The following is a 12,373-nucleotide window of genomic DNA, read 5'->3' on the forward strand; positions in this document are numbered from 1 at the left end:
GCGACAGCGCAATGTTTATTGCCGCGAATACCGAGCACGGGCAACAAGCTGTTTATATTAATCAGGGGTTTACGAAACTGTTTGGCTATACCCCAGAACAGGCTCTGGGGCAAAATATGGTCGATCTGCTGCAAAGTGCGCATCCTGAACAGCTCGCGCCAGTCAATGGCCACTCACCCGATGCACGCCAGCGGCTCCTGCCTAAAGAGCTTTTTTACAGCAAAGACCGGCAACCCCATTGGTGCTCAGCAGTGATGAACTCACTGATTAATGAGCAAGGCGAACAGAGTTACAGCATTGGGGTGCTAACTGATATCACCCTGACAAAAATGTATGAAGTGTTGCAATATAAAGTGCTGGAAGCCTTGGTCCGCGAGCGTCCGCTTGACGAAGTGATGTCATTACTTTGTCATGAAGTTGAGCGGATTGCCCCTGAGGTGACCGCCAGTATTTTGCAAAGTATCGGCCAGAATCACCTTTCCCATCTTGCTGGCCCTGGTCTGCCACTGACTTATACGGCCATCCTCACCGGTGTACCCATCGGCCTATTTTCCGGTTCCGGCGGGACAGCCGCATTTCGCAAAGAAGCAGTTGAAGTACAAGATATCGCCACTGACCCATTGTGGCAGGACTACCGTCATCTGATATTACCGCATGGTTTATTGGCTTGCTGGTCAACTCCTATTCTCTCCAGCCAAGGGCAAGTACTTGGTATATTTGCTTTTTATTATAAACAGAAACGAAAACCCAGCGATTTTCATCGTCAGTTGGTCAAATTAATCGCCAATTTATGTTCTCTTGCTATGGAGCGAGAACTCTCTCGCAAACAAATTCAACATTTGGCTTTTTATGATTCATTGACCGGGCTACCCAATCGCAGTCAGTTTCTGGTGTATGCCAAGCAAGCCATTGCTTTAGCTGCTGAAATGAATCATTCGCTGGCGGTGTTGGTGATTAATCTGGATCGGTTTAAACAAGTCAATGACTCACTTGGTCATGCCGCTGGCGATGAGTTACTGGCGGCGATGGCTCAGCGACTGCGCGACAGTTTGCCTAAAAATGACATCATTGGCCGCCTGTCTGGCGATGAATTCATCATTATTCTGACCTCCAGCCCCCTGCAACAAACCACGGTAAGAGTAGAGAAAATGCTCAGTTTGTTGTCTCAGCCCTGCCAAATTGCCAACATGAATATTATTCCGTCGGCCAGTGTAGGCATCAGTTTGTATCCTGAAAATGGTATCGAAATGGACACCCTGATGAACCATGCCGATATCGCAATGCACAAAGCGAAGAATATGGGGCGTGGCCATTTCAATTTCTTCAGCGCAGAAATGAATAACCTCAATCAACAGCGACAAGACATGGAAGATGCCCTACGCCATGCATTCCACATCGGCTCCCTGGAGTTATTTTATCAGCCGCAAGTGATGTTAAAGGATGGTCATCTGTATGGTGTTGAGGCGCTAAGCCGTTGGAATCATCCCATATTGGGGAATATTCCACCACAACGATTTATCCCCATTGCTGAAGAGAGCGGCCTTATCAATGAGCTGGCCCTTTGGGCAATTGAAACCGCATGTCAGCAATTGGCCGACTGGCGTTTGCGGGGCATTGATGTGCCATCAGTGTCAGTGAATTTATCGCCGACTAATTTCCACAATCCGGGCTTACCGGACATGATTCTGCATATTTTGCACCATTATCATTTACCGCCGCAGGATCTGACGCTGGAAATTACCGAAGATATATTGATTGAAAATAATCCGGCCATATTCACGACAATCGAAAAAATTCATCGTCTGGGGGTGCGGCTATCCATGGATGATTTTGGCACCGGTTATTCCAGCCTCAGTTACCTGCGCCGCCTGGATCTCGATGAAATCAAACTGGATAAAAGCTTTGTACATGACCTTGAATATGATGAAACCAGCCGAACTTTAAGTGAAGCGGTGATACGCATTGGTGAGAGTTTGCAACTGTCGGTGATTGTCGAAGGGGTCGAGAATGAAGCTCAACGCACCTTGCTCAGCCGGCAAGGCTACTTGATTGGTCAGGGATTTCTGTTTTCAGAAGCGCTGTCAGCCGTCAAACTGGAGAAATGGTTAGAGCATCGAATGACAAGTTAGACGGTGAATAATAAGAGATATATTATTAGTTGTAGTAACCTATTAGGGATTTCTAAATACCAATAAGTGACATTGTCACTAGAGATTAATGACAAACTGCCCGTATCGGTGAAAACAGGCAGATCGTAAAGACGCCGTAAACCCATCCCTGGGGGCTCGAGCCGCGCCGTCCCTGGCGCGGACGCTTTACTCTTCTACCTGTCTTCACCTTGCAAGATCGAGTCGTTGGGGTTTGTCATCAGTTTGAAGTGACATTGTCACTATCGTTGGGTTGGGTCATGCTCAACCTTTTCATTTGTCGGCAAATTCTTTATCCTTGCTGCCTCAGTAATCTGGATGTTGTTTTGGTGTTATGCAAAAATTTCTTTTTCTGCTGTTAAGCTTGATTCTACTCGGCCCTCTGGGCATCGACCTTTACCTACCGACCATTCCCGCGATAGCTAAGGGGCTGAACAGTAGCGAGTCATTGATTCAATCCACCATTGCGCTGTTTATTTTAGTTCTGGGGGTCGGACAACTGATTGCCGGGCCATTGGTTGACAAATATGGCCGTAAACCGATTGCCATTATCGGGATAATCCTTTACATGTTGGGTGCCGCGATGGCCGCACTGGCTGTCAGCCCTTTCATGTTTGTCAGCTCCCGCCTGTTACAAGGCGTGGCCGTTTGCTGTACGGCAGTGGTGGCATTCAGTGGTGTGCGCGATCGCCTTAATGGCAATGAAGCTGCCCGTGCCTTTGGTTTCCTCAATGGCACATTAAATATCGTACCGGCATTAGCGCCTCTATTGGGGGGGCTGTTGGCCGAAGCCTTTGGCTGGCGTGCGCCATTCTGGTTCCTGGCATTGTACGGATTATTGGTGCTCATTCTGGTTATCGTTTTCCTGCCGGAAACCCGCCCAGCAGATACGCAACCCGTAAAGAGTTTGCCGATAAAAAACTATCTACGCATTCTACGTGACGACCGTTTCCTGATTTTCGCACTGGTCAATGCCGGTGCGATGGGGATGGCATTAACCTATGTTTCGCTGGCGCCCAATGTCTTGATGGTCGGCGCGGGGCTAAGCCCACTGCAATTCTCGTTGGTGTTCGGTGCCAATGGTTTTTGGATCATGATAGTGAGCTTTTTTGCGAATCGGATTATCCAAAAAGTGGGCCGCCCTGCTTGCCTGATGACCGGCAGCGTCTTGATGGCACTCGGCTGTTTCAGTCTGCTATACGGCCTGCGCTTATCACCTGAAGTGCAACATCACTGGCTGGTTTACATGTTGCCCGTTGCCAGTGCCTGTGCCGGTTTAGCCTTTATGATGGGCCCAGCGACCAGCTATGCGCTTGAACCTTATGCCAATGAGGCCGGTGTAGCTTCTGCTCTGGTGGGGTTTGTGCAAATGGCAGGCGGTGCCGGATTGGGTTTGTTGGCAATGGCCTTGCCAATAGAACCTAAATTGTCATTGGCTATTGTGATGTTGGCTGGTTGCTTACTGGCCTGGCAAGCCCGCCGCGCCAGCAAACATGTGCGCGGTAAATTGCAAAAGATAAACTAACACGCCACTTCAATAGCTAATAAGAAACCGATTACCCAAATGAATTGGTGTTGTAGCAAGGCAGCAAACGAACTCATTCCGATGAGCTGAGATAAGTCAGTGATTCGGGTGACAAATCTTCCGGGAGCAGATTTGAACGCTGCTTGCAGCGGCCTCGCAGAGGCGAGGCCCATGGACGGGCCGAGTAACGAGAGCCGCTAACACCGCTACAGCGTCAAGTCAGAAGGGTAACCCTGGCTGCCAGCGCACACATCAACTCATACCCCACTGTTCCTGCGGCCTGTGCCACATTATCAATGGGGATATTCTCACCCCATATTTCGACTTTGCTGCCAATCTGCGCTTGCGGACACGGCGTGAGATCCACGGTAAGCATATCCATCGAAATCGCCCCTATGGTGTGAGTCAATATACCGTCAACCATAATAGGTGTTCCTGTCGGGGCCACGCGGGGATAACCATCGGCATAACCACAAGCCACCACCCCGATACGCTGCGTGCCAGTAGCACGATAGCGGCTACCATAACCCACACTTTGACCGGCGGATAATGATTGCAGCGCGATAATCTCACTGTGCAAACTCATCACCGGGCGCAGATCAAGACCAGCAATATCGGCAATATCACCACTGGGTGATGCGCCGTAGAGAATAATTCCTGGGCGCACCCAGTCATAATGGGTGTTCGGGTTGCGCAATATTGCCGCAGAGTTGGCAAAGCAGCGAGCCGCCAAAATATGTGCGCTGGCCTGTTGAATCTGGGTGAATTGTTCCTCAGCACCAATAGGATTATCTGCATTGGCAAAGTGGCTCATTAATGTGATTTCGCCGACATTGCTGAGGCTTTTGGCCCATTGCCACACCGCTTGCGCCTGACCAATAGGAAACCCCAAACGATTCATGCCACTATTAAACTTCAAGTAAATATTGAGCCGTGCCGTCAGGCGAGCCGCTTTGATGGCCTCAAGTTGCCAGTCACTGTGCACCGCCGTCGTCAGGCGATAATGATCCAGCAGCACTAAATCCTGCGGTTGGAAGAACCCCTCCAACAGTAAAATGGGCCCTTGCCAGCCCTGTTCTCGCAGCAGGATAGCTTCGTTTAAATCCAGTAAAGCAAATCCATCTGTCGCCGCCAGCCCTTGCCAGACACGCGCTAAACCATGACCGTAGGCATTGGCTTTCACCACCGACCAAATTTTTGCTGTTCCCACCTGGCTGCGCACCACATTCAGATTATGATCCAGCGCAGATAAATTCAGCGTGGCAGATATCGGGCGAGGCATGCTTATTCCTTCCAGAACACTATTCAGTCATTCACCGCCCAATCGCGCTCGGGTTGTGATAATTAATAGGATTGCTTTTAAATGGCGTGCAAAGGCGTCATATTCAGCGGCCGAAAGCCCGCGCTGTAGCGCGAGACCGAGAGATCATCTGCCAGAATCGCAGGACGCCGACCAGACATAATATCGGCCAATAGTTGACCTGAACCACATGCCATGGTCCAGCCCAAGGTGCCATGACCGGTATTGAGGTAGAGATTTTTCAGCGAAGTTCGCCCAACAATAGGTGTACCATCCGGTGTCATCGGGCGCAGGCCAGTCCAAAATGTCGCCTGACTGATATTACCGCCATCGGGATACAAATCGCCGACCACCATTTCCAGTGTTTCCCGCCGCGCCTGTTCCAGTTGGGTGTTGAATCCCACGATTTCCGCCATGCCGCCCACCCGAATGCGATCGTCAAAACGGGTAATAGCTATCTTATAGGTTTCATCCAGCACGGTAGAATATGGTGCGCCAGCAGGGTTGGTGATGGGGATTGTCAGGGAGTAACCTTTTAGCGGGTAAACCGGAATCGACACCAATCCCGCCAGCAGCGCCGTTGAATAAGCGCCAAAAGCCACCACATAAGCATCGGCTTTAATGATGTCATCGCCGCACAGCACACCCGCGATTTGATCCCCATCCACCAGCAGTTTCTCCACTGAGCGATTGAAAATAAATTTAACCCCGGCCTGTTCGGCCATTGTTGCCAGCCGCTCGGTAAACAACTTGCAGTCGCCCGTCTCATCATTAGGGAGACGTAAACCGCCAGTGAGTTTATGCGCCACTTTTGCCAGAGCAGGTTCGACGGTGGCCAGTTGACTCGCCGTTAACAACGAATACGGCACCCCCGCATCATCCAATACCGCAATATCTTTAGCTGCATTATCAAACTGTTGCTCAGTACGGAACAATTGCAGCGTTCCGCCCTGACGCCCCTCGTACTGAATACCGGTGTCTTCGCGCAGATTTTTCAAACAATCACGGCTGTATTCGGCCAGCCGCACCATGCGGCTTTTGTTAATCATATAATGGGAAGTGTCGCAATTTCTGAGCATTTGCCACATCCAGCGCAACTGGGCAGCACTGCCATCAAGATGAATCGCTAACGGCGCATGGCGTTGGAACATCCATTTAATGGCTTTTAGAGGCACACCCGGGGCCGCCCAAGGTGCCGCGTAGCCGGGAGATATCTGGCCCGCATTACCTGCGCTGGTTTCCTGAGCTGGCCCATCTTGGCGGTCAATGACCGTGACATCATGTCCATCTTTCGCCAAGTACCAGGCGCTGGCAACACCCACCACACCACTTCCTAAAATGACCACGCGCATATCATCCCCCACACAAAAATGCATCAAAAGCACAATATTCTGTTGACAGAAAATTAACTCAGCAGAAAAAACTATCCAACACCTTAATGGTAGACTGTGACTTAATTCACAATTAATTTACACTGCAATCACTTTTCAATTCAATAGCCCGCTACAAATAGCAATAACATGCTATTTTTAACCGGTTATACAAAAGAATGATTAAAAACCCGTTATGTTATCCCTATTAACAACATGAATAATGAGCATATTGCTGATATTGTTTTTGTTGGTTTTATATCCTGCAATAAACCCTAAAAAATAGAATAATAATCTGATTAAAATCCTTTTGAGAGAATGACTTCTGCCGGTCAGAATGAGTCCGAATTCCCGTCAGGGGGAGCCTCTTTTTTGAAAGATGACGGATATTCATTGACATAAGGTCAAGACAGGCCTCAATTTATTCATATTGAGCTAGGATTATACTCAAGTGACTTCAAGATGCAGGAAGGCGGCAATTGAGCGAAGCCCCAGGAGCTTACTCAAGTAAGTGACTCGGGTGAGTAAAGGCAGCCAACCCCCTGCATCTTGAAGGGCGACGGGTATATTGAAGTGACCAGTATTTTGCAGGGTTAGAAAACCGTGAGGATGCGCTAATGACAACTTCAACATCGAAAAACGCCGCGCAAGATAAGCGCCTGACTGACGGCCCAGACTGGACATTTGAATTGTTGCAGGTCTATCTGGATCAAATAGACCGGGTGGCAAAACATTACCGGCTCGATACCTACCCCCATCAGATTGAGGTCATTACCTCGGAACAAATGATGGATGCTTACTCAAGTATTGGCATGCCCATTAATTATACCCATTGGTCTTTCGGTAAAAAGTTTATCGAAACCGAGCAAAAATATAAGCATGGGCAACAGGGATTAGCCTACGAGATTGTGATTAACTCCAATCCTTGTATTGCTTATTTAATGGAAGAAAACACCATTACCATGCAAGCGTTGGTGATGGCTCATGCCTGTTATGGCCATAATTCTTTCTTTAAGAATAATTATTTATTCCGGGCATGGACAGATGCCAGTTCCATTGTTGATTATTTATTATTTGCCCGCCATTACATCAGTGAATGTGAAGAGCGCTATGGCGTGGAAGAAGTTGAGCGACTGCTCGACTCTTGCCACGCACTGATGAATTATGGTGTTGACCGCTACAAACGCCCGCAAAAAATCTCATTGGTCGAGGAGACCGCGCGGCAAAAAAGTCGAGAGGAATACCTGCAAAGCCAGGTTAACTCCTTGTGGAAAACCTTACCACGTAAAGACAGAGAAGAAGTGCAAGCTCAAGCTCAGCGCTACCCCAGTGAGCCGCAAGAGAATCTGCTCTACTTTATGGAGAAAAACGCCCCGTTGCTGGAGTCATGGCAGCGGGAAGTGCTACGGATTGTGCGTAAAGTGAGCCAGTATTTTTACCCGCAGAAACAGACCCAGGTGATGAATGAAGGATGGGCAACGTTCTGGCATTACACCATTCTTAACCATTTATACGATGAAGGCCGGGTCAGTGATCGGTTTATGATGGAATTCCTGCACAGCCACACCAATGTGGTGTATCAACCGCCGTATAACAGCCCTTATTACAATGGCATCAACCCTTATGCTCTTGGGTTTGCCATGTTTCAGGACATCAAGCGCATCTGCCAGTCTCCAACCGAAGAGGATTATTACTGGTTCCCGGATATCGCCGGTAAAGATTGGCTGGATACACTGCATTTTGCGATGCGCGATTTTAAAGATGAAAGTTTCATTAGCCAGTTCTTATCACCGAAAGTGATGCGTGATTTCCGTCTATTCACGGTATTAGACGATGATAAGCATAACTATCTGGAAATTTCGGCCATTCATAATGAAGAAGGTTATCGTGCTATTCGCAATGAATTGTCTGCTCAATATAATTTGAGTAATCATGAGCCTAATATTCAAGTCTGGAATGTTGATTTGCGCGGGGATCGTTCTCTGACGTTACGCTATATTCCTCATGACCGAGCACCACTGGATAAAAGTCGCCAACAAGTGATGAAGCATATCCATCGCTTATGGGGATTTGATATTCATATGGAGCAACTCAATGATGATGGCAGTATTGAATTGCTCGACAGCATTCCACCCAGAGCCAATAAGCTCTAGAACTGGCCACTTTATTGAGTTATCACCCATGAAAAAGGGGCGCTATAGCCCCTTTTGCTTTTCCACTTAGCCGCGATAGCCTCTAGCGGCGAGCTTCTGCCAAATCACTTGGCATGGTGCCCTGCATACTGTGCCAGATAGCCCCACTCTCTTTACCGTAAGTCCGCAGGCAGTCCAGCACTTGGTCGTAGGCTTTCTCATCGCACAGTGTTGACAAGTGGCTATAAAACGTCAGTGCCAACTTACGCGCTTCTGGATTCGAGAAATAATAACGCCCTACGCGGGTGTATAACCCTTTCAAACCATTCAGAATTAAACCGTAAATCGGGTTGCCAGAAGCAAAAGCCAAACCACGGAAAATACCGTAATCCAGTGCAGTGAAAGACTCCGCGTTATCATCAACCGTCTGCGCTTGCGCCAGAATTTCTTGTGCTTTTTCGGGATGATTACGGATAGCTGTCCGGACAAAAATTGTTGCGATGTTGGTTCGAACAGCCAGTAAGTTATCTATCAATTGTGGCACGCTGTCGTGGTCAAGCCGCGCCAGTGTTTCCAGAATATTAAGGCCGGAGGTTTCCCAAAAGTTGTTTACTTTCGTCGGTTTACCGTGCTGAATAGTGAGCCAGCCATCGCGGGCTAGCCGTTGTAGCACTTCGCGCAATGTGGTGCGGGTCACTCCAATTAGCTCTGAAAGTTCACGCTCCGCGGGCAAAATTGTGCCTGGGGGGAAGCGATTATTCCAAATACTTTCAATAATATACTCTTCCGCGAAACCGGCAGGACTTTGCGCCTTTATAACCATATTTTTTGACGTTCCGTAGCGATAAATATCAGCAATTTAGTGCGCTCATCATACCAGACGACGGTATTCTGATATAGCGCCAGGGCCGAACAAATGGTGAAAGCGGTCATAAAGTTGCAAAAATTGCGCAGATGTAATGAAGAACAGATTATACATATTGCTTTTAAGCGAATGACGTAAAGTAAAATGTAACCTTAAGCAGTAATAGCGCCATATATCCTAAATAATTCGAGTGACCGCGCACAGCCTACGCACCTGCAACTTGAAGTATGACGGATTTAATCATTTATTAAGGAGACCATAGCTCACAATGGATATGACCGTTAGACAAGCCGTACTTAAAAATTTTCTCGGTAATTCACCTGATTGGTACAAGCTGGCAATTATCGCGTTTCTTATCATTAACCCATTGGTGTTCTTCTTTGTCAGCCCGTTCGTCGCCGGTTGGATGCTGGTTATTGAGTTTATCTTCACGCTGGCGATGGCACTGAAATGTTATCCGTTGCAGCCCGGTGGTTTACTCGCTATTCAGGCTGTGGCTATCGGGATGACCCACCCGCATCAAGTGGCCGAAGAAATTGCCAATAACCTCGAAGTCCTGTTGCTGCTGGTGTTTATGGTGGCGGGCATCTACTTTATGAAACAGCTCTTGCTGTTTATCTTTACTAAATTGCTGCTGAGCATCCGCTCGAAAATTACGCTTTCCCTCGCTTTCTGTGTCGCTTCTGCCTTCCTTTCAGCCTTCCTGGATGCCTTAACGGTTATCGCCGTGGTCATTAGTGTATCTGTCGGTTTTTATACTATTTATCATCATGTCGCCTCAAATCACTCAGATAAAGACATCAATGATGACAGCTGGATTGACAGTCAGGAGAATCACAAAACGCTGGAACAATTCCGCGCATTCTTGCGCAGCCTGATGATGCATGCTGGTGTGGGAACGGCGCTGGGGGGGGTGATGACGATGGTGGGTGAGCCGCAAAACCTGATTATCGCCAAAAGTGCCGGTTGGCATTTTGGTGATTTCTTTATGCGGATGCTGCCCGTCACCCTGCCTGTTCTGTGTTGTGGATTATTGGTTTGCATACTGGTCGAGCGTTTTAAACTGTTTGGCTACGGTGCCGCACTACCTGAGCGTGTGCGTCAGGTTCTGACAGATTACGATAAGCAGGCCAGCGCAAAACGCAACCGCCAGGAGAAAGTGAAACTGCTGGTTCAAGCCCTGATTGGTGTGTGGTTAGTTCTTGCACTGGCGTTGCATTTAGCCGAAGTGGGCTTAGTGGGGTTGTCGGTCATTATTTTCGCGACCTCTTTTTGTGGTATCACCAATGAACATGCGTTGGGTAAAGCATTTCAGGAAGCACTGCCTTTCACGGCACTGCTGACGGTGTTTTTCGCCGTGGTTGCAGTGATTATTGAACAAAGCTTATTCACTCCAATTATTCAGTTTGTTTTACAATCCTCGCCCTCAGCCCAATTATCCCTGTTTTATCTGTTTAATGGCTTGCTGTCCTCGGTTTCTGACAATGTCTTTGTCGGCACCGTGTACATTAATGAGGCGCGCAAAGCATTTGAATTGGGCATTATCTCGCTGCAACAGTTCGAGCTATTAGCCGTGGCCATCAATACCGGCACCAACTTGCCCTCGGTGGCAACCCCCAATGGTCAGGCCGCGTTTTTGTTCTTACTGACCTCCGCGCTGGCCCCATTGATTCGCCTGTCCTATGGCCGAATGGTATATATGGCTCTGCCTTATACCATCGTGATGACAGGTGTCGGTCTGCTCGGCGTGGAGTATTTATTAGTTCCGGTGACGGAGTGGATGATGCAAAGTGGCTGGATAAGTTTGCCTGATATCGCGACGGGAGTTAGCATGACACACTGATAACGTGCATTATCGTCCGTGTCAACCCGATATTTTCCTCGCTACGTGGGGCTAAGATGGGCTGACAAAACCAACCAATATCTCACCCAAAGCAAAATTGATGCATATGATAGCCGCCATACGCGAGAAATTGCTGATTTTTGCCTAATTTTATCGTTGGGTAGCTGGCAGCAAAGATGAATTGGTTTACACTGCGAGTACAATTGCTTACTGCATGGAAAATAAAGATATGTTGCAATTCCTTAACCGCTGCTCTAAAGGGCGCGGTGCTTGGCTATTCATGGCCCTGACTGCACTGGTATTAGAATTGGTTGCGCTCTATTTTCAACACGTGATGCTGCTACAGCCTTGCGTAATGTGTATTTATGAACGGGCCGCATTATTCGGTATTCTTGGTGCATCATTGCTGGGTGCCATTGCACCTAAATCCCCTTTGCGCTATCTGGCTATTTTTATCTGGATCTACAGTGCCTGGAGAGGCGTTCAGTTAGCTTGGGTACACACGATGCTGCAATTGCATCCATCACCTTTCACCACTTGTGATTTCTTTGTGAGCTTCCCGTCATGGTTGCCGCTAGATAAATGGTTCCCAGCTATCTTTGTTGCCAGTGGCGATTGCGCAGTGAAACAGTGGGAATTTCTCTCTTTGGAGATGCCGCAATGGTTGGTCGGTATCTTTGCCGCTTACCTGTTTATGGCAGTATTAGTGCTGATCAGCCAGTTTGTTAAGCCGAAAAGACGTGACCTGTTTAGTCGATAGTTTTCATTTCGGTTGATAGTTTTCACACATATCTTTATCTCGTTAAGGCGCCCTGCAATGTGGCGCCTTTTTATATTCTGCTCGTCGAAGGGTTCTCGCTACCTGCCACATGACTTATTAACGAATAATGCCACGCGCTGAGCGGTTGAAAAAGGTTTTATAAGGCCGCAATATTTGCCATTCTTTAGCCAATATCTCGATTTCCTTATTCACATCAGCCACTAATTTACCTGTATGATAAATAAGCCGGTAAGCCTCTATAACCGCTTGCCGGTCACCACTATTTAGCCAATCAGCCTCAACTCCAGTTTCTCTTATACCTACGGGAACAGCACGATTTCCTTCAGCTATGACATAAGGAGGAATATCCTGCACCACACAAGCACCGGTATTGATTAATGCGTAGGTTCCTATCACACAGAATTGATGTA

General features: G+C 48.1%; 8 protein-coding genes and 1 pseudogene. 5 read left to right on the forward strand and 4 right to left on the reverse strand.

All coding sequences use genetic code 11. The features are described 5' to 3' along the window. Both ACNSO8_RS07450 and ACNSO8_RS07455 read left to right on the forward strand, forming a co-directional pair. Positions 1-2,129: EAL domain-containing protein (locus ACNSO8_RS07450; protein WP_418394270.1), on the forward strand; the 2,129-nt coding region annotated here is incomplete at its 5' end. A 352-nt stretch (positions 2,130-2,481) separates the two neighbouring features. After that, positions 2,482-3,672, forward strand: coding sequence for a multidrug effflux MFS transporter (locus ACNSO8_RS07455; protein WP_418394271.1), 1,191 nt, complete (start codon positions 2,482-2,484; stop codon positions 3,670-3,672). A gap of 214 nt (positions 3,673-3,886) precedes the next feature. Here the strand turns inward: ACNSO8_RS07455 and dadX are convergent, their stop codons facing one another. Beyond that, positions 3,887-4,954: a catabolic alanine racemase DadX gene (dadX, locus tag ACNSO8_RS07460; protein WP_418394272.1), complete on the reverse strand. Its 1,068-nt coding sequence runs from the start codon at positions 4,952-4,954 to the stop codon at positions 3,887-3,889. 77 nt (positions 4,955-5,031) lie between these two features. After that, positions 5,032-6,324 (reverse strand): D-amino acid dehydrogenase, encoded by a 1,293-nt coding sequence (locus tag ACNSO8_RS07465; RefSeq protein WP_418394273.1) that lies wholly within the window; start codon positions 6,322-6,324, stop codon positions 5,032-5,034. A 635-nt stretch (positions 6,325-6,959) separates the two neighbouring features. On the opposite strand from ACNSO8_RS07465, the gene ACNSO8_RS07470 reads away from it, so the two are divergent. After that, entirely contained in the window at positions 6,960-8,495 is a 1,536-nt protein-coding gene (locus ACNSO8_RS07470; protein WP_418394274.1) for a SpoVR family protein, read from the forward strand. Between the two features lie 82 nt (positions 8,496-8,577). On the opposite strand, the gene fadR is transcribed toward ACNSO8_RS07470, so the two are convergent. Beyond that, a complete protein-coding gene (fadR, locus tag ACNSO8_RS07475) occupies positions 8,578-9,297 on the reverse strand; it encodes a fatty acid metabolism transcriptional regulator FadR (protein WP_418394275.1) in 720 nt (239 codons plus the stop codon). A 310-nt stretch (positions 9,298-9,607) separates the two neighbouring features. Here fadR and nhaB point away from each other — a divergent pair, with 310 nt between their 5' ends. After that, a complete protein-coding gene (gene nhaB / locus ACNSO8_RS07480) occupies positions 9,608-11,182 on the forward strand; it encodes a sodium/proton antiporter NhaB (protein WP_418394276.1) in 1,575 nt (524 codons plus the stop codon). A 229-nt stretch (positions 11,183-11,411) separates the two neighbouring features. Beyond that, entirely contained in the window at positions 11,412-11,942 is a 531-nt protein-coding gene (gene dsbB / locus ACNSO8_RS07485) for a disulfide bond formation protein DsbB (protein ID WP_418394277.1), read from the forward strand. A gap of 117 nt (positions 11,943-12,059) precedes the next feature. On the opposite strand, the pseudogene ACNSO8_RS07490 reads toward dsbB, so the two are convergent. After that, positions 12,060-12,373, reverse strand: a pseudogene (locus ACNSO8_RS07490) (acyl-[acyl-carrier-protein]--UDP-N-acetylglucosamine O-acyltransferase); the annotation flags it as partial.

The sequence above is a fragment of the Yersinia sp. LJYL362 genome (assembly GCF_048323875.1).

Bases quoted from the DNA above. Each gene is read 5' to 3' on its own strand.
- ACNSO8_RS07455 (WP_418394271.1), top strand. From the start codon at position 2,482: ATGCAAAAATTTCTTTTTCTGCTGTTAAGCTTGATTCTACTCGGCCCT.
- dadX (WP_418394272.1), bottom strand. From the start codon at position 4,954: ATGCCTCGCCCGATATCTGCCACGCTGAATTTATCTGCGCTGGATCAT.
- ACNSO8_RS07465 (WP_418394273.1), bottom strand. From the start codon at position 6,324: ATGCGCGTGGTCATTTTAGGAAGTGGTGTGGTGGGTGTTGCCAGCGCC.
- ACNSO8_RS07470 (WP_418394274.1), top strand. From the start codon at position 6,960: ATGACAACTTCAACATCGAAAAACGCCGCGCAAGATAAGCGCCTGACT.
- fadR (WP_418394275.1), bottom strand. From the start codon at position 9,297: ATGGTTATAAAGGCGCAAAGTCCTGCCGGTTTCGCGGAAGAGTATATT.
- nhaB (WP_418394276.1), top strand. From the start codon at position 9,608: ATGGATATGACCGTTAGACAAGCCGTACTTAAAAATTTTCTCGGTAAT.
- dsbB (WP_418394277.1), top strand. From the start codon at position 11,412: ATGTTGCAATTCCTTAACCGCTGCTCTAAAGGGCGCGGTGCTTGGCTA.